The 22,636-nt window shown below is 53.4% G+C and carries 19 protein-coding genes and 1 pseudogene; 9 read left to right on the forward strand and 11 right to left on the reverse strand.

From position 1 onward, the window contains the following. Positions 1-184: 184 nt before the first annotated feature. Both MW898_RS05725 and MW898_RS05730 read right to left on the reverse strand, forming a co-directional pair. Positions 185-469, reverse strand: coding sequence for a hypothetical protein (locus tag MW898_RS05725; protein WP_248905389.1), 285 nt, complete (start codon positions 467-469; stop codon positions 185-187). 42 nt (positions 470-511) lie between these two features. Then, entirely contained in the window at positions 512-1,195 is a 684-nt protein-coding gene (locus MW898_RS05730; protein WP_248905390.1) for a haloacid dehalogenase type II, read from the reverse strand. A gap of 133 nt (positions 1,196-1,328) precedes the next feature. Here MW898_RS05730 and MW898_RS05735 point away from each other — a divergent pair, with 133 nt between their 5' ends. The 3 genes from MW898_RS05735 to MW898_RS05745 all read left to right on the forward strand — a co-directional run bounded on the left by MW898_RS05735 (position 1,329) and on the right by MW898_RS05745 (position 5,750). Beyond that, on the forward strand, positions 1,329-2,762 hold the full coding sequence (locus MW898_RS05735; RefSeq protein ID WP_248905391.1) for a dihydrolipoyl dehydrogenase: 1,434 nt from the start codon (positions 1,329-1,331) through the stop codon (positions 2,760-2,762). Positions 2,763-3,318: 556 nt separating this feature from the next. Next, positions 3,319-4,278, forward strand: coding sequence for a DUF3179 domain-containing protein (locus MW898_RS05740; protein WP_248905392.1), 960 nt, complete (start codon positions 3,319-3,321; stop codon positions 4,276-4,278). Between the two features lie 758 nt (positions 4,279-5,036). Next, entirely contained in the window at positions 5,037-5,750 is a 714-nt protein-coding gene (locus MW898_RS05745; RefSeq protein WP_248905393.1) for a helix-turn-helix domain-containing protein, read from the forward strand. A gap of 14 nt (positions 5,751-5,764) precedes the next feature. Here MW898_RS05745 and MW898_RS05750 read toward each other — a convergent pair whose 3' ends face one another. Genes MW898_RS05750 through MW898_RS05765 form a run of 4 tightly spaced genes read right to left on the reverse strand, consistent with a single transcriptional unit; the run spans position 5,765 to position 9,180 of the window. Further along, entirely contained in the window at positions 5,765-6,496 is a 732-nt protein-coding gene (locus MW898_RS05750; RefSeq protein WP_248905394.1) for an aspartate/glutamate racemase family protein, read from the reverse strand. A 14-nt stretch (positions 6,497-6,510) separates the two neighbouring features. Beyond that, positions 6,511-7,353, reverse strand: a complete 843-nt coding sequence (locus MW898_RS05755) for an energy-coupling factor ABC transporter ATP-binding protein (RefSeq protein ID WP_248905395.1) — start codon at positions 7,351-7,353, stop codon at positions 6,511-6,513. After that, positions 7,350-8,210 (reverse strand): energy-coupling factor ABC transporter ATP-binding protein, encoded by an 861-nt coding sequence (locus MW898_RS05760; RefSeq protein WP_248905396.1) that lies wholly within the window; start codon positions 8,208-8,210, stop codon positions 7,350-7,352. Before MW898_RS05760 ends, MW898_RS05755 begins: the two co-directional genes overlap by 4 nt. 13 nt (positions 8,211-8,223) lie before the next feature. After that, positions 8,224-9,180, reverse strand: a complete 957-nt coding sequence (locus tag MW898_RS05765) for an energy-coupling factor transporter transmembrane component T family protein (protein ID WP_248905397.1) — start codon at positions 9,178-9,180, stop codon at positions 8,224-8,226. Between the two features lie 268 nt (positions 9,181-9,448). Between MW898_RS05765 and MW898_RS05770 the strand changes: the two genes are divergently transcribed. After that, entirely contained in the window at positions 9,449-10,114 is a 666-nt protein-coding gene (locus MW898_RS05770) for an MASE1 domain-containing protein (RefSeq protein WP_248905398.1), read from the forward strand. Positions 10,115-10,254: 140 nt separating this feature from the next. Then, on the forward strand, positions 10,255-11,496 hold the full coding sequence (gene thrC, locus MW898_RS05775; protein ID WP_248905399.1) for a threonine synthase: 1,242 nt from the start codon (positions 10,255-10,257) through the stop codon (positions 11,494-11,496). 39 nt (positions 11,497-11,535) lie between these two features. Here the strand turns inward: thrC and MW898_RS05780 are convergent, their stop codons facing one another. Next, entirely contained in the window at positions 11,536-13,158 is a 1,623-nt protein-coding gene (locus MW898_RS05780; RefSeq protein WP_248905400.1) for an N-acyl-D-amino-acid deacylase family protein, read from the reverse strand. 90 nt (positions 13,159-13,248) lie between these two features. On the opposite strand from MW898_RS05780, the gene MW898_RS05785 reads away from it, so the two are divergent. From MW898_RS05785 to MW898_RS05800, 4 genes are all read left to right on the forward strand, one after another. Continuing rightward, the gene (locus MW898_RS05785; RefSeq protein ID WP_248905401.1) at positions 13,249-14,502 is read left to right on the forward strand and encodes a Zn-dependent hydrolase; all 1,254 of its coding nucleotides are present in this window, start codon (positions 13,249-13,251) and stop codon (positions 14,500-14,502) included. Beyond that, a complete protein-coding gene (locus MW898_RS05790) occupies positions 14,499-15,875 on the forward strand; it encodes a dihydroorotase (RefSeq protein WP_248905402.1) in 1,377 nt (458 codons plus the stop codon). Before MW898_RS05785 ends, MW898_RS05790 begins: the two co-directional genes overlap by 4 nt. A gap of 117 nt (positions 15,876-15,992) precedes the next feature. Beyond that, positions 15,993-16,748 carry an amidohydrolase family protein gene (locus MW898_RS05795; RefSeq protein ID WP_248905403.1) on the forward strand — a complete coding sequence of 252 codons (756 nt, stop codon included), beginning with the start codon at positions 15,993-15,995 and terminating at the stop codon, positions 16,746-16,748. Beyond that, on the forward strand, positions 16,745-17,515 hold the full coding sequence (locus tag MW898_RS05800) for an amidohydrolase family protein (protein WP_248905404.1): 771 nt from the start codon (positions 16,745-16,747) through the stop codon (positions 17,513-17,515). Before MW898_RS05795 ends, MW898_RS05800 begins: the two co-directional genes overlap by 4 nt. A 134-nt stretch (positions 17,516-17,649) precedes the next feature. Here MW898_RS05800 and MW898_RS05805 read toward each other — a convergent pair whose 3' ends face one another. The 4 genes and pseudogenes from MW898_RS05805 to MW898_RS05815 form a co-directional block, all read right to left on the reverse strand. Continuing rightward, complete coding sequence (locus MW898_RS05805) at positions 17,650-18,285, reverse strand: ATP-grasp domain-containing protein (RefSeq protein ID WP_248905406.1); 636 nt, start codon at positions 18,283-18,285, stop codon at positions 17,650-17,652. 43 nt (positions 18,286-18,328) lie between these two features. Next, a pseudogene (locus tag MW898_RS26555) lies at positions 18,329-18,658 on the reverse strand (DcsG N-terminal domain-containing protein); the annotation flags it as partial. Positions 18,659-18,796: 138 nt separating this feature from the next. After that, positions 18,797-20,674: an ABC transporter ATP-binding protein gene (locus MW898_RS05810; protein ID WP_248905407.1), complete on the reverse strand. Its 1,878-nt coding sequence runs from the start codon at positions 20,672-20,674 to the stop codon at positions 18,797-18,799. Then, positions 20,671-22,542 carry an ABC transporter ATP-binding protein gene (locus tag MW898_RS05815; protein ID WP_248905408.1) on the reverse strand — a complete coding sequence of 624 codons (1,872 nt, stop codon included), beginning with the start codon at positions 22,540-22,542 and terminating at the stop codon, positions 20,671-20,673. The genes MW898_RS05810 and MW898_RS05815 overlap by 4 nt, the downstream gene beginning before the upstream one ends. Positions 22,543-22,636: the final 94 nt, after the last annotated feature.

The following is a 22,636-nucleotide window of genomic DNA, read 5'->3' on the forward strand; positions in this document are numbered from 1 at the left end:
CTGAACCGATGACTCATCGCTCAGGTGAGAAAACGCAGTTCTGCTCGGTGCCTTGCTTCTCATTGGTGGACCAGTACCGATTCGGTCGTCGGATCTTGAGCAGACGATGACCGATATCATAGACATTCTGAAATCTCGATGTCTCGCTTTCTCGGATGTAACGGTCACAGGAATCCCGCCGGAGCTACCACCACCGAGCGACGAACTGCTCTGTCTCGATGCCCCGCGAACCAACACACATACTCCCAACATATTGAGCACGCGGAATTCGAGATTGACGACGCACAGACTCACCGTGACGAGCTGTTGGAAATACACGACCGCCGGGACGGAACGCGCCTTCTCGACCGAGAAACACGACGTCATATAGCGGATCGAATCCTCTCGGATGGTGACTCCACCGGTCGTAGACACGCTTTATATTCTTATTGTCGCCCTCTGTGGTCGTCTGTGGTGGTGTTCGTGGCACGCTCGAGTGCGTGCTCGTGTTTCAACGGTGGTCAACAAATCATTAGACGCCCAGTGCGTCGGCCAGCTCGTGTAACGTCTCCACTGTTAGATCTGGCTCACCATCGAACGGTTCCCACGGCGACCCCTTCCGATCAACCCAGATACCTTGCATTCCTGCGTGCATTGCGCCCATAACGTCGAACCAGCCAGCCGTCACGTGCGCAATCTCGTCGATCGGCGTTCCAGTTCGAGCAGCAGCGTAGCGGTACAGTTCGGAATCGGGTTTGAACGTCTGAATCTCGTCAGCACTAATTGAGTCTTCGATCAGATCGTCGATGTTGGCGTGTGCAACCATCGATGCCAGCATTTCCGGATTTCCGTTCGAGACGACATAACAATCGTAGCCGCCACTCCGGAGCCGTTCGATTCCATCGCGCACGTCCTCGAACACATCGAGTTCGTGGTACACAGCCAGTATTTCATCACGTTCATCGGACGAGAGATCCATCCCGTGTGCGTCTAACGCGTATTGGAGGGCATTGCGGTTCAGTTCGTAGAACGGCTGGTATGCATTGATATGGTTTGCGACGAACGTGTACTCCAGTGACCGGGCTCGCCAGAGCTTCGACACCGGTTCGGGATCGTCGACACGGTCGGCGAGAGCGGCCTCAGCCGCATCGACATCGACAAGGGTGCTGTACGAATCGAATGTGACTGTTCTCACTGGTTCAGAATCAAATGACATTGTCAAACGCATTCAGCGCCGTCATAATAGTTCTCGGGGTTCATGCAGTCGACAATTCAGAGACCGGTCCCGAACTTCGAGTCTGCTGTTTGCAGCGACATCATTCATTGTTCGGGCGTGGCTATCGACAGGCATGGAGGAGTTTGATTTTCTCGTCATTGGATCTGGTTCGGGCCTCGACGTGGCGAACGTGGCAGCAAACCAGGGTCAGTCAGTCGCTGTCGTCGAGAAAGGACCCCTCGGTGGAACGTGCCTCAATCGAGGTTGCATCCCCTCGAAGATGCTCCTATACCATGCTGACGTTCTGGAGATGATCGAACGGGCGAGTGAGTTCCACATCGATGTGGAGGTGAACGACGTCGCGTTCTCAGAAATTGTCCGCGAAGTCAACGAGGAGGTAGCAGCCGATGCTGCGTCAATTCGACGCGGACTGTGCTCTTCGTCCCAGCACGAACTGTTCGAGAGCGAATGCCGGTTCGTCGATGAAAAGACCGTTGTGCTCTCCGGTGGCGAGAACGAGGGAACGCACCTTCAGGCCGAGACTGTTCTCATCGCAGCCGGTACACGACCAGCCAGCCCCGACATTGACGGCCTCGGGACTGTCGACTACCTGACGAGTACCGAAGCGCTCGAACTAGAAGCTCCTCCAGATCGTCTCGTGATCGTCGGTGGTGGGTATATCGCTGCAGAACTCGGACACTTCTTCGGAACGTTCGGGAGTGACGTGACGATCATCGGTCGGCGACCAACGCTCCTCCCAGCTGCCGACAGGGAGGTCGCAGCGGCATTCACCGATCGGTACGCCGATCGATTCACTGTTCACACCGGACACGCGGTGACAGCCATCTCGACGGTCGACGAAACCGTCGCTGTGGAGGCACGGCCGTACGACTACCGAGATGATGGGCACGTTGTAGACAGCGATTCCGTGACTGTAACCGGAGACGAGGTGCTGATCGCGGCTGGACGGGTTCCGAACGCAGATACGCTGGCCCTCGATACAGCAGGTATCGAAACGGACGATCGAGGATTCATCGAAACCGATGCGTACTTGCAGACGACTGCAGACGATGTGTGGGCGCTTGGCGACATCGTCGGTGAATACCTACTGAAGCACAACGCTAACCACGAGGCTCGAGCAATCGTCCAGAACATTTTTAGTACTGAACCACAGCCGGTCGATTACAGTGCGATGCCGTTTGCCGTCTTCGCCTCTCCGGAAGTGGCTGGTGTCGGTGTTCGTGAGGAAGAACTCCGTGCGGCCAATCGCGAGTATGCCGCGAACACCTATCGATACGAAGACACCGCTCGGGGCGATGCGATGAAGGCTGATGGATTTGTGAAGGTACTCATCGACCTCGATGGATCAATACTCGGCTGTCACATCATCGGACCGGCAGCATCGACACTCATTCAGGAGGTCGTGGTTGCGATGAAAGCAGGCTCGGGGACGGTGGAAGATATTCAGTCCGCCGTTCACGTTCATCCGGCGCTCCCCGAGGTCATTCAGCGGGCCTTCTCCGGGCAGTTCGTTCTGGGAGATGGCGACCACCAACATCGTCACTAACCAATTGATCGGCTGACGATCCCGTAACACCGTTCCCCATCTGTTCGCGTGTGCTTTTTGATGACGGTCGTGGCGGCACTCACAATAACGAAAGCAGTTGTGATCGTAGCCGGTACCGAACGTACGCCGACGTTGGACGACTGGTGAACGGACTCGAAGCATCAAAGAAGTTCGCAGCAACCGACGATGACGAGGCTAAACTCATCTTCGATGGTGCGAGAACTGGATGGATACCAAACTGGAAGACGAGGGGCGCGACGACTACAAACTCTATCGAGCTGTTCGAGACGATACACCTGTCTGTGATTCCTGTGCTGTTTCGGTGTCAAAGACGCAGTCGATGATGGCTACGAAGTTATCACCGTCTGAGAAAAGAGTGCGCAATGGAGTATGCGCTTTTCTGATTGTTATACCGGCAATCACAAGCCATGTTAATAGTTCACCAGAGCCTTCGTGAGGAGCCTAGCTGCCGGTGGCGATCGCCTTGAGTACGTCAACGAGTATTTAGAATGTCATGAATGGTGCTTTTTTATATGACACGCATTGTAACAGTACTGTGAACGTCCGTCAGGTCATTCCACGAGACGCAATTCCCAGCATCGATGACCCAACCTTCGGTCCGGACTACTTCGGTGACGACAATGATGATGTGATTGTTCTCGATTCAACACCACCTAAGGCGTACCCAGTTCGCATTCTCGACTATCACGAGATTGTCAATGACGAATACAATCGTGGTGGTACCGCAGAGCCAGTTGCGGTGACGTGGTGTCCACTCTGTGGGAGCGCGATCGTCTACGAGCGAACCGTCGACCGACAGACAGTAACGTTCGGTGTGAGTGGAAAGCTAGCCGACGACGATCTCGTGATGTATGATCGGGAAACCGAGTCAGAATGGAAGCAGTCCTCTGGAAATTGCATCGCTGGTAAGTTCGCCGGTCAACGACTGACAGTTATACCAGCCACGATAACGACGTGGGAGACGTTCCGGAACCAGTCTTCGGATGGACTCGTGCTTCAGCCAGTTGATGGGGCACAGAGCGAAGCAGCGGGTGACGATGACACCCCTTCCCCGATCGAGTACGAGAAGAAACCATATGCGGAATATTTTGCGAGCGATGGATTCGGTCTCGGAGCGCACAGAGGATCAAGTGATGGTCGGACGTGGCAACGGGATGATCTCGATCCAAAGACCGTCGTGCTCGGAATCGAGATCGGAGATGACGCACTCGGATTTCCGTTGCCACGGGTTGAATCGGCTGGAGGAGTCGTCCACGAAACGGTTGGCGGGACTGACGTCGTCGTGTTCGTAACATCGGATGGAATTCACGCATTCCGGAACTCAGGCTATGCATTCGAATCAACTACTGACGGAAGATTCATCGACGACGGTGTCGTGTGGAACGGCACAACAGGTATCGCTGCCGATGGACGGAAGCTTTCACGACTTCCTGCCCGGCGATTGTTCGCATTCGCGTGGCAGGATGACCACGACTTGGACGCGTTTTACACGTGATTTGTGATATTGGATACATTCCCGTTCGACGATGAGTGCGTTGTAACTGAACCGCCGGTCCCCCTTGAGACGAATCGTCGCGGACGTTTCAATGCGAGAACTCAGTATCGTTGAATAACGGGTACACACGGAAGTAATTAGACTTCTTCTTGAATGAGATGAGGAAAATCCACGTCAGGAAAAATGCTAATGATAGTGCACAAATGACCGAGGATTGGTCAACGGTTAATTAGCCACCTCTTGATGCGTAGATCATTCGATCCATGAGCACCGGAGGGAAGTTAGATTGGGAGACGATTATTTAATCTACTATATCTGATATCTGTTCTATAATCGGGGGTTGCTACAGTAATCTTCGTCCATAGATGCCGATTGAGCATCCTGTTCGAGACTCCACTACTCTAGTTTGAACTATTATTTTAGATACTCCATGAATCAGCAACCTCGTAAGGAGTGAGCGTGCTCACGATGGGAATTTTGGTGGGCAATAGTCTCTAGTCTGTTGAGTGAAGATCTCGATAACACGCATTGAGTGGCCTTCGATTATCGTGGGTTATGGCCTCCGCGCCCCTGTTAGTTGCCCACGACAGGACCAACCAATCCGTTAGCTATTACCTTACTAATTATGTTTGCTTAAATAAGAACCCTATAATAATTGGCCAATCTCGTTATTCGTAACGGTGTAAAGTTCTGTCTCTGAATAAATTTCTAGCTACCCTAGATGCCTATCTCCATCGACACCGATGTTACGTTATACCATGACAAAACAAATGTCCTCAGAGATGCTCCGTTTGAAGATACGACTATGGCATCCGGACTGCTGGACATTACAGGTAACGCAACAAACCAACGCAGGGTTACTCGGCTACGGAGTTATTACGACGAGTGACGGCGAAGCGAAAGCAAGATTCACCGCGTATGGAGACGCTGTCTCGGAGATTGAAGAACTGATTCTGCTGGCAAAAGAATCTCCCCTGACCAATTCCGTTCGGGAGGTTAAGTTTGGGTATGGGATCAGCAGTTCGTCTGTGACTGCACCGGGGAACGCAACTCGAGAAATATTCGTCGAATTCAACCCGGAAAATAGCATCGATCAATCGTTTATCTCCCGTGGCTTCGTCTACGATGGGCCAGTGCACATTTATGACGGACTCGAAAAATGGACTGTTATTGCACATCAAGATCGAAACGGAGTAAAGAAACAACTCGCCGCTATTGAGGACGAAATGGATGCCGATATCGAAATTCTCAAAGTCTCGACCTATGATGGCTCACAGAGTGAACAACCAGCACTTAACCTCCTGTCCGCTCGTCAACGAGAAATTTTCAACCACGCTCGTGACAACGGCTATTATTCCTGGCCACGTGGAGCAACGTCCCGTGGACTAGCGGAGGATTTGGGCATCTCGAAAACAACCTATCTCGAACATCTCCGAAAGGCTGAGGCAAAGATTCTCACCCAAATCGAATGATGTATGCGAGATGTTCAGAACGAGTGATCCCCTATTACATCACCACGCACTTCTTTCTCCGGCGGTGTTTGATAGAGTCCCGCCTCGCTCTGTGTGAGGTCCATTTCGGCGAGGAGAGCGGTCATTCTAACCGCATTTTCGACTGGGTCAATGACCGGAACCGCCATACGGTTAGCTAGTCGTTCCTGTAGTCCAGTCATCCCCGAGCATCCTAATATAAGAACCTCTGCGCCTGCCTTTTTCGCACGCTCTCCCGCTTTCGATAGCGAATCGACTGTCCGATCAGTATTTTCTTCTAATTCGAGGACCGAGAGACTGGTCGTTTCGACGGACGCGAGTCGATCACTGAACCCGTACCACTGGACCATATTCTCCATCATTGGGACCGCTCGCTGGAGAGCAACGAGAATGCTGAATCGGTGTCCCAACAACGTAGCCGTCGCCAGTGACGCCTCCGCGACTCCAACGACTGGAACATCGAATATTTCTTTGAGCGGATACAGGCCAGGATCACCATAGCAGGCGATAACGACCCCATCGACAGAATCTCGATACTCAATGACGGTATCGAGTAGACCAATCGTAGCGAGGTGGTACTCGTAGAACGATTCGAGTGACTCCGGACCACTGTCTGGCTGTGTAACGATCGTTGTTGTTCGGTCAGACGTCGCTCGCTCCGCCGACACCTCGATGTCACTGGTCATTTGCTCTGAGGTGTTCGGATTCAGAACGAGGATTGTACTCATACGAAATCGCCCCCCTACTCTCCCCCGGATATTGACTGAACATCCCATACTGCCTCATCGACTGTAAGATACGGTCGACGAATATTCGGAACCACTTTATCGAGTTCGTAGCTGAATCGCGTTATCTGTGAGGCCTGTACTGCCGATTCAGACAGCGTGTCAGGTTGATCGAACACCTCCCGTGGCGTCCCTTCGATCAGTTCACGCCCGTGCTTGAGACAGATAACACGATCACAGTACTGCTGAACGATTGGGATAATGTGAGTGACGATGACAATCGTTCTGTTGTCTTCCTCTTTGAGCCTCCGAAGGAAGTTCATGATCTCGATCGACTGTTTCGCGTCTTGACCAGTCGTAGGCTCATCGACGATTATCATACTGGGTTTCATCGCCAAAATCGAAGCAATCGCCACTCGCTGTCGTAGCCCCTTGGTCAGCGAATTTGGATGCGCTTCGAACAGCTCGTCTCTGACGCCGGCAACCGCTGCTGCTTCCTGTGCGCGTGCGCTAACTTCTTCGTCGTGCATTCCAAGATTACGTGGGCCGTATGCTATTTCATCCCAAACTGATCGGTTGAATAGCTGATGATCTGGGTTTTGGAACACGTATCCCACCTTCTCGACGATTTTGTTCGAACTTCTCTTTTCGCGTGTGTCGATTCCTTCGACGGATACTGTTCCTTCTGTCGGCGTGAGTGTCGCGTTCAAGCACTTCGAGAGCGTGCTTTTTCCAGCTCCGTTCTGTCCGATCAGCCCCACGATTTCAGCCTCGTCGAAAGAAACATTCACCCCGTTCAGGGCTTTCGTTCCATCCGGATATGTGAGATGGAGATCGTTCGTCTCGACTACGTGTTTCATAGTTGCTCCTCCTTTTTCATGCGTTTCTCACAGAGTGAGACCGCTTCATCGATCGTCAGCGGTATTTCGACCTCACTTTTTGGTGATGACTGAAGCTGACGCGCAAAAAGCGTCACTTCCGGTGCGAATAAGCTGGCGAGCTCAGCATCAGAAAGTTCCTCGAAGAACTGATGTGGCGGTGCTCGGTGTGTAATCTTCCCATCATCGATGTAGATGAGCCTGTCTGCGAGCGGAGCGAGATGTTCAATGTCGTGTTCGGCAATGATTACAGTCTTGTCTTCGGCAATAAGTTCACTGATAATTTCGAACACCTGTGCTTTCCCATGAGGATCGAGCATGTTGGTCGGCTCGTCGAAGACGAAGATATCCGGCTTCATGGCGATGACCGACGCAAGAGCGACCCGTTGTTTTTGTCCTCCCGAGAGCTCCAACGGGGATTTATCGAGCAGGTCCTCGATGCCGACTTTTTCCGCAGCGGCGAACAGACGACGATCAATTTCATCGAGATCGAGACGGAGATTTTCGAGGCCAAAGACGATTTCGTCCAGCACGTTCATCATCGTGAACTGGAGTTCGGGATCTGAGAAAACGAACCCGACTGTTGCTGCTAGTTCGCGTTCGTTCATCTCCTCGACGAGGGTACCGTAGAGGCGAACCTCTCCCTCTTTGATACCGTCCGTTGATTTGGGGATCATCCCACTGATGGACTTTAGGAGCGTTGTTTTTCCGTTTTCGTTCGCTCCGACGATGCCCAGCACCTCACCTTCTCCCACCTCCAGCGTAATGTCTTCTAAGGCATTATCGTCTGCATGAAGATATCGCCAGTTGAGATTCGTAATTTCGACTGTTTTTGTCATATATTCACTCCAACTATGGTTTAACGACGCTCCAGAGGTATTCGTAGACGATCCCCTGATCATACCGGAACTGTCCCTCGAAGAATGCAAGATAGAACACCACCAGCGCGACGCTGACTGCCCCAGCGATCACGAGATGATCCCGGACTCGCATTCGATACTGTGTTCGGAGGTAGTTCGGTCGGTCAGATTCGAACAGACTGAATTCGAAATTGTGATAGCCGCGAGCGAACAGGGCGTCCTCTATGTGTGTGATTCGACGAATAGCGAGTGTAAACAGCGGAACAATGTACATGACGTAGTGTTTCACTCGGTTCGTTACAGACATTCCTCCCGTTTCCAGACCCTTTGCGTGCTCTGCTTCCCGGATCGTCGATAGATCATCGAGAAAGAGCCCCGCCGATCGAAACGCCAACGACAACACGTACACGACACCAAACGAGATATTGAGCTGTCGGAGTGCAACGATGATATCCCGTTCGCGGTTCGTGGTCGCATAGAAGATGGCGGCGAAGACGAGGGCAATGATGCGCCAGTAGTTTGCGAATGCGAACATCAACGGCTCGAAATAGCCAGTCACAAACCCTGTTTGAAATGCAACGGCTCCCGACGTATCCCCCGGGAAGAACAGATACGTCCCCATCATGAACAGGAACATCGTGACGATGAGCGGGAGGAAAAGTCTGAGCCGCTGGAGCGAGACACTCGCGGTCAGTAAGAGTACGAGCCATACTCCGACAAGCATGACGTTGAGTTCGGTCGTTAGGACAGCGAGCGGAAGGAAGGCGAAAATGACCATTATCAAAAGGCGCGTCAACGGGTGGAAACTGTAGACCCATGATTCGGCAGGAACGTAGCCGAACAACGTTTTCTTGCGCCGTTGGGTTGGTTGATCCCCTGACTGGTCTACCTCCGTTTGGTCTGAGACCGGCAGGTTTACGCTGTCTTTCGCCGCCTCGTGAGAAGTCATCATATGGCATAGAGCGGGTTGAATTGATAAACGTTTGACCTCCCATGGGAGGAGGTCGTTCCTCTCTTAGTGCCCATATATTGATTGCATGCGAAATTATCGATGAAAATCCAATACAGAGGAATGAAGGCCGTCTATTGATGTTACTCGTGATGATCTTGTATTTATATCTATATTTATGTGAATAAACAATCTCCTTCCATGGGAGGTGGAGGTATTAACTATGATTGGCAAGTGGTACCTACTGCCATGAAACGTGGTGTTGATTATGGGTTCGGCTAAAAACGTGAAAGGTGTGGACAAGGATTCAGGAAGTGAACGGCCAACAACGGATGGGCGCGAGGTCTGGAAAGTTCACGAAGGTGAACACCGGGAGTCTGGTCCGGTTCATGTAATAATGACCGCTCTCTTCATTGGTATCGGTATCGTCGTCGGTACCTTTGGGAGCTTAGCCGTTCCAATCGGGTTTGTGTCGGCATTCTGGCCGGGGCAGGCAGTGCAGGCCGTCGGCGCGGTTTGGTTCGGTGCGTGGGGAATCATCGCTGGTGTTGTATTCCCGATCATATCGAACACAATCAGTGGCTCTGCTCCGCTCCCGGTGTCGCTCGCGTACATCCCCGGGAACATGGTTCAGGCAGGACTTGCTGCGTGGGCAATGAAACATTTCCATGCGCACCCATCGCTCAAAACCAGGCGAGACTGGATCATCTTCATCGCTTTCGGAGTCATCGCAGCGAATTTCGTCGGGTCGCTCTGGGGCTCTGCCATCCTATTGACGTTCGGTCTCATCACAGCCGAAGCTTGGCCGATCGTGTGGGTTGGCTGGTGGATTGGTAACACCATCCCCGGTGTCATCTTCGGTGGTATCCTACTGAAGTTCGTCTCCCCAGTCATCATCGACAGCAAAGCCTTCGTGAAAAACTGGTGGGCCTGAGATAACTGGATCACACACTCCTCTCAGCCGACCCCGTTTTCGTGCATACTATTGATTGAGTGGTAGCGTCCGACCGTGTTCACTAGCTACCTCCCATGGAAGGTGCTAGGTTATTGGGCGACGGAAGTGCATTCTTCTGCATGGTAATGGAACATGTCACTTCCCTCGAGTGCACCCTTTGCGGTGAGACGTATGCTCCCGACCAAATCATCTATACCTGTCCGAACCACGAGGGCGTTGCAGGCATCCTTGAAGTACAGTACGACTACGATCTCATTAACGACCGATTCGACGAACCACTCGATGGTGTTATCGAGAGCCAATGGAAATACCGTGCCTTCCTCCCGATCAATGACGACGCGCCTGCCGTCACATTAAACGAGGGCGGCACTGATCTGTTCGTCACGCCGAATCTGAGCGATGAGTTGGGGGTCGATATCCGGATAAAAGACGATGGGCGAAATCCCACCGGTGTATTGAAAGATCGTGCAACGAGTGTCTCAGTTACTAAGGCTGCCTACCTTGGTCAAGACGTCATAACGTGTGCCTCGACAGGCAACGCAGCCGCATCTCTGGCTGGCTATGCAGCTCGTGCAGGACTGCCGTGTCGAATCTTCGTTCCTGACGCAGCCCCCGAGGAAAAGCTTGCACAGCCACTTGTGTACGGTGCAGACGTCCTCGCTGTGGATGGAAGCTACGACGAGGCATACGATCTAAGCATGGACGTCACAGAGGCGTTCGGCTGGTATAACCGAAATGCGGCGGTCAATCCGTTCCAGGTCGAAGGAAAACGAACCGTCGGGCTCGAACTCGCAGAGCAAACGAAAGGCGACGTTCCAGATTGGCTCGTTTTCTCGATGGGTGATGGATGTACAATCTACGGTGGCTGGAAGGGATTTCGTGAGTTCTACGATCTTGGCTTTGTCGACGAGACACCGAAGATGCTCGGTGTCCAAGCAACAGGAGCAAGCGCAATCCACGACACGTTCCACTCTCACGACGACATCGACGACGTTGCAAAAACAGTCGCAGACAGTATCTCTGTCGGCCGACCACGGAACACAGTCAAAGCCTGTAAAGCGCTCGAAGAAAGCGACGGGACATCACTCCTCGTCACTGACGAAGAAATTCTCGCCGCAGAGAAAACGCTGGGAACTACAGAGGGAATCTACGCCGAACCCGCAGGGGCGACTCCGATCGCAGGTGTCCGAAAGGCACTCGATCAGGGTATCATCGAACCGGACGAAACGGTGCTCGCTGTCGTCACGGGCTACGGATTAAAAGATACGAAAAGTGCAATGAAAGCGAGTGGTGAACCTCAGTACATCGGCCCCGATCTCGAAGCTGTCGACACACTGTACGGCGATACCGGCTCGTCGTAGCAAACAAGGGTGTACTCCTCGACTCGTTTCACACACAATTTACACACCGTCTTGTTCGATCCGTGGACGAGACTGACCATTCCACGCCTCAGTCGATCGGAGCACTTCTCCGGCACTCTTGCCCGTTGGTTGTCCCGCTTCAACAGCAATCGTTCCATTGACGAGGACATAGTTCATCCCATCGGCTAACTGCAATGGGTTCTGATACGTGCCGTTCTCCCGTACCGTATCGAGATCGAACGCTACGAGATCAGCACAGTACCCTTCCGCAATGCGGCCTCGATCTGAGAGTCCGAGGATTGCCGCCGCGTGGCCAGATGCCTTATACACTGCCGTCTCGATCGGGAACACGGCGCGATCTTCGACGTACCGTTCGAGAATTCGAGCGAACGTGCCGATCGCGCGGGGATGTGGCTTCCCGCCGAAGATCCCGTCCGAGCAGATCGTTCCACGTGTGTCAGCGAGGAATCGCTCGATATCCTCTTCTGTCATGATGAAATCTGCCATCGTCACATCGAGGGATTCTTCGACGAGCAAGTCACACATCGCAGCAATCGGATCGACGTCCCGTCGTGTTGCAATCGCATCGACTGTTTCCCCGATGGCTGTGCCACTCGCCGTGTGAGTGATGAGAATGTTCTCCCAGGTTCCTGCTGCTCGGGCGAGGTTCTCCCATTCGCCATCAGATTCGATATCTGCTCGGATTTTCGAACGCATCTCGGGATCGTTCAGCCGGGCGTGAATCTCGGATGCATTCCCCTCACGTGCCCACGGTGGTAACAATGCGGTGAGCATTGTCGAACCGGCAGTGTACGGATACTGATCGAACGTGACCGTTACACCGCGCTCATTGGCAGCATCGAACAGTTCGAGGATCTCTTTCGACGCCCCCCAGTTGGCTCGTCCACCGACTTTCAGATGAGAGACGTGTGGCTGACACCCGCCGTTTTCACAGATATCCAGATAGCGCTCGATTGATTCGACGACGTAGTCCGTTTCGTTCCAAACGTGTGAAACCATGAACGAGTTGCGTGTTCCAAGCGTTTGTGCCAGTTCGATGAATTCATCGTCACGACCGTAGGAACTGGGTGGGTAGATCATCCCTTTCGACATGGCGAATGCGCCCTCGTCGATGGCAGTCAGTAGTTCTTCACACACCGTGTCTATTTCCGAACGATCGAGTTCGCGCGTTTCGAAATCGGCGACTGTCGAACGAAGGTTCCCATGGGGTGCATAGTAAGCACAATTAACTGCTGGTGTTGCAGCATCTAGTTCGTCGAGAAACGATCCAACAGATGTCCACGACCAGTCGTCTTTCGTTCCCAAAAGCGTCTGTACGCGTTTTCCCCACTCTTCTTTGAGCGCTTCGGGAACAGGGGCGACACTAACGCCGTCTTGCCCGAGAACTTCGAGAGTTACGCCTTGGGTGAGTTTCTCTGGTGCAGTTGGATAATCAAACAGGCGGAGCTCCGAGTGAGCGTGCATATCGATGAATCCAGGCGTGAGATACGCCCCATCGAGGTCGATAACCCGGTCTGCTCCAACTCCTGTTTCATCAATACGATCGATAGTACCGTCCTCAATACGCACGGTCGCAGCATAGGGTGGACGACCTGTCCCATCAACAACTGTTGCATTCTGAAATTCAAGAGACCCGACCATGTGTGTGGTTGGTTTACACGCTACAAAAGTGGCACCACCTACCATGGAAGGCTATTCAATAAAAAGAGCGGGAAACCAGTATAGCATGACATGGACGTTGTTGTAAGTAGTGAGCGATTTCAGAGTCGTTTCGAGGTATTCAGCCAGATTGGGGAAACTGATCGCAGTGGGGTGAATCGTCCTTCTCTCTCGGACGCGAATAAATTAGCACGACAACAGATCGTTGAATGGTTTGAGGATGCTGGATTGACCGTCACCATCGATGAGATGGGGAATATTTTCGGACGCAGAGACGGGAGCACAACGGACGCTTCACCAGTACTCTTTGGCTCTCATATTGATAGTCAGTACAACGGTGGGCGCTATGACGGCGTCGTCGGTGTTCTTGGCGCGCTCGAAGTAATCGAATCGCTCAACGACGCCGGTGTAGAGACGGATCGGCCACTCGAAATCGTTGCGTGGAGCAACGAGGAGGGTGTTCGATTTCAACCGGACATGCTTGGCAGTGGGGTCTTCACCGGCGTTTTTGATCTCGAATACGCCTATTCCCGTGAGGACAGTGATGGAAACACATTCGGAGACGAGTTAGAGCGAATCGGCTACCGAGGAGAGCATCCCTGTGAACCACGTGATATTCACTGTTACTTTGAGCTTCACGTCGAGCAAGGGCCGTATTTGGATGAACAGGATTTGAGTGTCGGTGTCGTCGAAGGAGTCTACGGCTTTTCTTGGCTTGACGCCCGCTTCGGTGGAAAAGCAGACCACGCTGGACCGACACCAATGCATCTCCGACACGATGCACTCGTCGCAACGAGCGATATCATCACCGCAGTCCGACGGCTTACCGCGAGCGGAGGGTCTGATTTAGTCGGAACCGTCGGATCGGTCGATGTCTACCCGAACTCCATCAATGTCATTCCGGAACAGGTCGAGTTCACCGTTGATCTGCGATCATACGACAACGAAACAGTCGATCAGGCTGTCGAACGCATTCGGACCGAGATTCGGTGTGCCGCAGAGCGCGAAGATGTCAGTTGGTCTTGTGAAGAGATCATGCGCGTCGATGCTGATCCATTCGATGCGGATTGTGTCAAGACGGTTGAGCGAGCAGCTAAAGCCGTCGATGCAGAGTATATGCGTATGGTCAGTGGTGCGGGACACGATGCAAACTATCTCAACACCGTCTGTCCGACGAGTATGATATTCATACCAAGTGTCGATGGCGTTAGCCACACCGAGGGTGAGTACACCGAATGGGAGGACGTAGTGGTCGGTGCGAACGTTCTCATGGGTGCAGTGACCGAACAAGCGACGATAACGGAAACGACCGAACTACACCAATGACTGTCGATACCATCCTCTCTGGTGGAACTGTCGTGACGGACACTCGAACCTTCGATGCTGACGTTGCGATACGCGATGGAACGATTGCCGCAATTGGATCCTCTGAGTCGCTCCCCCCAGCGAGGACGGTTGTCGATGTCTCTGGATGTCTCGTAATGCCGGGATTCGTCGATCCCCACGTCCATATCGACGATTCAGCGTCGATCGATACGTACGAAACGGCGACCGCCGCTGCCGCCAGCGGTGGTATCACGACGGTCATTGATTTTGCATGGCAGACTGAAGATAATTCGTTGGAGAACTCCCCACGACCGCTGACCGCTGGAATCGAGCGCAAGCAGGAGAAAGCTGAGAACGCCTACGTCGATTACAGTCTCCACGGAGGGATCACCATCGAAACAGAGGACGTTCTGGAGGAACTCGCGACAGCGGTCGAAATGGGTGTCACGTCGTTCAAAATGTTCACCGCGTACGATTTCAGAATCTCTAACGGTTTCATATACAAAATATTGGAGGAAATAGCCAACCTCGACGCTGTCGGTGTCTTCCACACGGAGGACAACTCAGTATGTGAAACATTAATTGAAGCGTTCAAAACAACGGGTCGGAACGAATCAACGTGGTATCCACAGTCACGGCCGGATTTCGCTGAAGCAATGGCTGTCGAGAATGTTCTCAGGATGGCATTTGAAACCGGTGCGAAGTACTACGGCGTCCACACTTCCTGTCGAAAATCCGCCGCCGTTATCGATCGATTCCGAAACGACGGGAGTCAGGTGCGGGCAGAGACGTGTACGCACTACACGACGCTCGATGACGCTGTGTACGAAACACAGGGAAACCTCCCGCTCATTGCACCACCAATCCGGAAACCGGATGACATTGAAGCGATGTTCGAGTATCTTCGGACTGGGACACTCGATGTTGTTTCGACGGATCATGCACCGCATTCGAGCGAAAGCAAGCAGGTTGACTGGTGGGACAGTCCGTACGGAGCAGGAAGCCTTCAAGAGAGTGTTCCCGTTTTTCACGACGAAGCAGTGAACAAGCGCGGCTTTGGGTATCCCTTCCTCGTACGAGTGATGAGTACTGCCCCAGCGAAGATATTTGGTCTGACCGGGAAAGGAACGCTTGCTCCGGGAACGGATGCAGACATTGTCGTCTTTGATCCGGACAAGACGATGCGCATTTCGGGCGATGAGGGTGCATCGAAGGCAGATTTCAGCATCTATGACGGTCGTGAAGTGACTGGAGCAGTGCAACAGACGTACGTTCGGGGGACGTGCATCGTCGAGGACGGCGAGTTGGTTGGTGATCCCGGTACCGGAGCGTTCGTTGCACGCGCGCTTCCCGATTGGGAATCGATACGCTAAGCGAGGTCTGTTGCGTGATAACACATACTGTTCCTTATCCTGTCGCTGCGCCGATCTCCTTGGAAATTTCGAGTATGACCTATCCTTATAATTCGAACGCGTTCGTAGAATCTTACCATGATCATTGATGCACACGCCCATCTCGACGAAGTGGAATCATTCGGTTGGAAAGACACGCCATCCACGCTCCTTCGGTTGATGGACGCGGCTGGTATCGATACGGCCGTCGTCACTACGTACGCCGATACGCCGGGTCCAGAGGACGGCGTCGAACGACTACGGGAGTACGTCGACGACCATCGGGATCGATTCATCGGCTTTCCACGGATGGACCCACGGTACGGTGATGAGGCAATTGAGATTTTCGAACAGGCAATCACCGAGTACGGCATGAAGGGTTTGAAGCTCCATCCAGTCAGCAATCTCTCAAATCCCTATTCGGAGTTCAACGTCGAACTGTTGGAGACAGCTGCTCGACTCGATGTCCCCGTGCTGTTTCACTCGGGTGATCGAATACTGTGTCTCCCTCGCCAGATTGGTGAAGCAGCGCGCAAAACGGAGGCAACGCTCATCATGGGACACGTTGGTGGGTTCTTCAACGCCCGCGAAGCGGTTGCCGTGGCAGCTGAGCATGAGAATATTATCCTTGAGACCTCTGCGCTCCCATATCCACGGATCATTCAGGAGGCAGTCGATCAGTTGGGTGCCGACCGAGTGATCTACGGCAGTGACCAGCCAGCGGCCAATCCGCACGTCGAACTCGAAAAAATTCGTGTCCTCGATCTGACAGACGAACAACGCGAACTGATCCTCGCTCGGAACATTGCCAATCTCCTTGATTTAGACATCGAGAACGGAGGAGAGTCCTCATGATCATTGATGCGAACGCAAATGTCGGGCCATCGGTGTACGACGACTTCGAGTTTTCACCGACAGTCGAACGCCTCACGGAGAATCTTGCAGCCGCAGCTATCGATGGAGCAGTCGTTGCACCGCTTAAACCACCGTCGTTCGACTTTGATCGAGCGAACGCTCGCTTAGCCGCGCGATTACAAGAGAGAGCGACATGCTATGGGATCGGTCGTGTCGATCCACGAGTTGACGACAGTGTTGAACACGCAGAGCGGGCGCTGTCGGAGTACAACCTTTATGGCTTCAAACTCCATCCATGGGAAGAAACCGTCTCGATTACCTCACCAAACGTCCCCCCTCTTCTTGAAATCGCAGCCAGCTACACTGCACCAGTATGGATCCATGCAGGCTATCCCGGCGTTTCACACGCGCTGTCGGTTCGGGAGATCGCACAACAGTTTCCGGATGTTCCGATGATACTCACTCACGGCGCACAGCTTGACATCAGTGGACTGAGCTTGACAGACGCATTCGAACTCGCAGAAACGACGACGAACACGTATTTCGAACTCTCGGGCGTGTATCGGCGAGATTTCATCGAGGATCTCGTTGAGACGGTCGGTCCTGAACGGGTGCTCTTTGGGACAAACGCACCGTACTTCCATCCTACAGTCGAAAAATCACGAGTAATCAACGCTGAGATCTCTGATACTACTAAACAGAAGATCTTGGGCGAAAATATACTGAATTTGTTAGAAATACCAGACAATGGTCATTCATTTGAGTGACGGTATCGGGTCTAACGAAATTCGCACTGTCTCTCGAAATTAAGGCATTCTGAAGATTGAATTGGTTGTCTTAGACGGTGTACTGGAAATTTCGCCTTTCCGATTCGGTCCGGCTATCGCTACCAGAGCGGGAATCAACGCTCAAGTGCATCGATTACGAGATCTGCAAAGTGCTCTGTCGCACTCGGACACTGTCTGAAGAACAGTTCCGGTTCGATGAGTTCTAGTTCCATGAGTGTGAACTCACCATCAACCACAACACCATCGACGCGGGCGTAGTGTGTGTCGTGTCTGATGTCATCAATAATACGACTAGCCTCGTCGATGAATCGTTTCGGTGCTGGTTTCAAGATAACAGTTCCACCGAACTCCGATTGAACGCGGAAATCGTCAGACACGTGCTTGATGATGCTGTGACTGAACTGTCCACCGATGAAGATGAGAGACCACTCCCCGGCTGTTTTGATTTCGGGGATGAATGGCTGAACGAGCGCATCGGAATGAGTAATGATCTCGTTGAGTTGTGGCTGATCTCGTGTTGCGGATTCGAGAGAGACGCGTGACGTTAGGTACGCAGTCCCGGCGATCGCTGGTTTCAAAACTGCCTCCGTCCACCCATTGTCTCGCAAGACGGTCTCTAACTGCCGTGGTGAATCCTGTTCGATCACAGCCGTCGGAACAGCGCGAACACCATCCGAAGCAAGCTCTTTTAGATAGGTTTTTTTTGAGGTTCCATTGGACCGTCGCTGGCGGATTCCAGAGTTCAACACCGAGTGAAGCAAGCGAATCGATCCAAGAGCGAAAGGCGTCTGGCCGACGATGGTAGTCCCAACACGATCGGATCACAATCAACTCGTATGCGTCCCATGCGAGAGACGTATCGCTCCATACCACCGGCGATACGTCGATGCCTCTGTCATCTAACGTCTGTAGTAATACTCGATCGTCAGATCCACAGTTAGGACGATCGGTTGCTGTGGCGAGGCCCACCGGTCCAACCGAAGCCGACAGTTCACTCCCCTCTCCCGATGATCGATGTTCGTGAGACACGACCGAGACGATGAAACTTCGCTGAATAAATTTTGCTATGCTGGTTATGCACGCTCCTGATCTCGCTTGTTTTGTACGCGAATTCGTCTGCATTCTCGTTTGTTCTACTCTCGAAACTCTGAACGTCGAGTGACGTCCTCTGAGAGATGCTTCATCCCCTCAAATGGCCAATATGGATTACTTGAAACGACGGCCAGTGCTCTTGTGCAACGCGATGTACTTGACCGACGATCAAGCAGTAGACGCGTCGGCTATTCCAATCTGGACGTTCCAGAGAGTGGCGTACGTACCGTCGTATTCGAGGAGTTCTTCGTGCGTGCCACGTTCGACGATCTCACCATCGTCGAGCACGAGAATACGATCGGCCGTCCGTACTGTCGATAGTCGGTGTGCGATCACACACGTCGTGCGATCCGCAACGAGGTCGCTGAGCTGGTCTTGAATGATGCGTTCGGTCTTTGTATCGACGTGGCTGGTCGCCTCATCGAGGATCAAGATTTCAGGATCGTCGACCACAGCGCGCGCGATAGCGATCCGTTGGCGTTGCCCGCCCGAGAGACTCGTGCCACGTTCGCCGACCTCAGTGTCGTAGCCTCTGAGTAGCTCCGTGATGTCGTCGTGGACGCCAGCCAGTCGTGCTGCCTCACGGACCTGTTCGTCGGACACAGCGCCATCAGCACCGTACGCGATATTGTACCTGACGGTGTCGTTGAACAGGAATGCGTCTTGATTCACGTATCCGATGGCACTCCGGAGACACCGTACCGGAACGTTACGGATGTCTTCGCCGTCAATAGTGATCGTACCGTCATCGGAATCGTACAGCCCGAGTAAGAGCTTCACGGCTGTCGATTTTCCAGCACCAGTCGCACCAACGACCCCGACTGTCTCGCCTGATTCGACAGCGAAGCTCACACTCTCGATTGCTGGCTGTGCACCATTCGAGTAGTGGAACGTCACATTCTCGAAACAGACGTGACCGTTTTCGACCGTGAAACCGTTGTTCGAGGTGTCATCTGCAATTTCACATTCACCTTCACTTTCGCCGTCCGTGACACCGTCGATGCGTTTTGCTGCCGCTTTCGCGGACGTATAGCCGTCGATGACGCCACTAAGATTCTTCAGCGGCAGCGTGATGCGCTCCATGTAGAACAGGAATGGTACAAGTTCCCCCGTGGTTAGCGATCCTGTGAATAGGACTGGCGGCCCGACAAGAATCCAGTAGACACCGATTGCAAGCGTCGCAAGCAGCCACATTCCTGCGACGAGGCGATTTAAGGGTGCCTGCCGGACTGCCAAGCGCCGGCTTCGAAAGCGCGCTCGAACGTGATCCCGCGAGGCGGATTCGACGCGGTCGTATTCGTGAGCCTCACCAGTAAACGCCTTTACGACGCCGATACCGTCGAGGCTGGTTTCGAGGAGCGCGTTCAACGCGCCGCGTTCACGTCGGACGCCATCCTGAAGCGGTTCGATTCGCCGCGAGAACCAGCTGTTGAGAACGGCGATAAACGGCCCGGATAGCAGCACGAAGACCGCAAGCTGCCAGTTCAGCACTGACATATAAACGATCGCCGCGACGAGAGTAACGACGATCCAAACGGTGGCACTGATCAACACCGCAAAGAACGATTCGAGTTGATTGATGTCGTCGTTCAATGCACTCATCACGTCGCCTGTCCGGTGGGCATCGAAGTAGTCGAGCCTGCGGTGCTGGGCTGCATCGAAGGCGTGCACACGGATACGATGGAGTATCCTCTGGGCGAACACGCCGAAGCTGAACTCTGCGAGAGCGCCACCGAAGACAGTCACAGCGTTTACGGCGATCACCAAGGTGCCGACGAATACGAGCGTCAGAAGCGGTTCCGTGGCTGTTGGTATCCACGCGTCGGGAAGCAACGGTAAAGCGAGGGGCTGATCGTTGAACAGCGCATCAATAGCGATTCCGATGAGAAAGACATCCGCAAACCCGATGAACGACTTCACAGCGGCGGATCCGACTGCACCCATCAGATAGTGACTATCTGCGCGACCGTACTGCCGTACCAATTCCAATAACGGGTAGTCGGTGGACGCATCGTTTGTGAGATCTGCGGCCGCTTCATCCATCATTCGATCAGCTCCGTTTCGGTGCGGCTGTTCGTACCGTCGTTAGCGGTAGCGACGGTCCCTATCTGAACACGCCAGAGATCCGCGTAGATGCCGTCCGCAGCGACGAGGTCGTCGTGAGTGCCGCGTTCGACGATCTCACCATCGTCAAGCACGAGGATGCGATCAGCAGTCCGGACCGTGGAGAGCCGATGCGCGATGGCAAAAATCGTCCGGTCACCCGCAGACGTAGCGAGACGCTGCTGGATGGCGGCTTCAGTTTCGTTGTCGACATGGCTTGTTGCTTCGTCGAAGACGAGTATCTCGGGGTCGTGGTAGAGTGCACGGGCGATGGCAATTCGTTGGCGCTGACCGCCTGAGAGATTCGTGCCGCGTTCGCCGACAGCGGTATCGTACTCTGTAGGAAGAGTAGTAATGAATTCGTGGGCATCTGCATCGTTCGCTGCGGCGATCACCGTCTCTCGGTCCGGGTTCTGGTCGCCATACGCGATGTTCTCCGCGACGGTACTGGGAAACAGGAATGGGTCCTGACTGACGTATCCGATATACTCTCGGAGATTCGCGGCATCAGCGGCTGTGATATCGTGGCCGTCGATACGAACTGTACCCGCGTCCGGCTCATAGAACCGAAACAACAACTGCATCAGAGTGGACTTGCCAGCGCCAGTCGAGCCAACGATCCCGATGAACTCACCCGATTCAGCAGTAAATGAGACATTGGTAAGTGTTTCGCTGTTCTCCTGATTGTAGTCTCCTGTGTTTTTGTATGTGAAACTGACGTCGTCGTATTCGACAGATCCAGTCCCGGTGAGCTCCGACAGATTATCGACATCCGGGGTGTCGTGCTGGTGTATAGCGACGACGCGGCGGGCGGCCGCCTGACCGCTCTCAACTTTATCGACGACGTGAACAGCGAGTCGGCGAGTCGGATCAAGGAACGACTCTGCGTAGATGAGGAACGTCAGTAGGTTGCCTGCAGACAGTTCGACCGTGAAAAACAGCGGTGGCCCGGCGAGTATCCAGTAACCGCCGAGAAGAAACAACCCCCAGATACCGACCGTTCCACAAAACCACGAGATGCCGTTGTACGCAATCCGGAGCCGGATTGTCGACCACATCGACTCCTTGTAGGAGTTCGAGACAGCTTCAACCCGAGCACGTTCGGTGGGTTCGCCGGCAAACGCTTTCACCGTGGCCAGCCCCTGGATCGCGTCCTGAATCTGAACGTTCACGGCACCAATGCTCTCTCGAACGGCGTCGTACCGCGGTTCAAGCAGCGATGCATACACTCTGGCGGTAACCACGAGTACGACTGGTACCGCCAGCAGTAGCACTGCGAGCTGCCAATTGAGTACCATCATAAACGTGAACGCACTCACGAGGCCCCCGCCGTACAGCAGGCCATCGCGGCCGCCTGCGAACAGATCAGCAAGCGTATCAACATCGTCGTTAACGACGCTTACAATGTCGCCGTGGTCCCGGTCGTCGTGATAGGTAATCGGTAGTGCCGCTGCGGTAGCGAAAACGTCCGTCCGAATCTCGTGCAGTGTTTGCAGTGAGATCTTCTCGTAAACGAGGCTCCCGTACCATTTTGCGGTGCTCTCTGTAATGATAGCAGCACCGAGTACGCTTATTGTGAGTATTGCTTGGCCACTTTCTGTCTTGGGAAGCCACGATACGGGAACGAGTGGGAGCGTGTATCGATGGCTCCCCAAAAGGAGCACATCGAGGGTACGACCGATAATGAGTGCAGGGATTCGTTGGAGAAACACTGCTGCAATGAGCAGACCAACACCGACTGCAAATTGTTGCCATCGCGGCTTCACGAATTCATCGAATACGTAACCGACTGGAGTCTTCGATTGCTGCATGAGTCCGAGTAGTGGTACAAAAACAGAAACTGGATCGTAATAACCGTAATCTGCAACATATTACTGTTGGATTAGTGTCACTCTGGTGAAGCTG

It is taken from the genome of Halocatena marina, assembly GCF_023276375.1.
Classification (GTDB): Archaea; Halobacteriota; Halobacteria; order Halobacteriales; family Haloarculaceae; genus Halocatena; species Halocatena marina.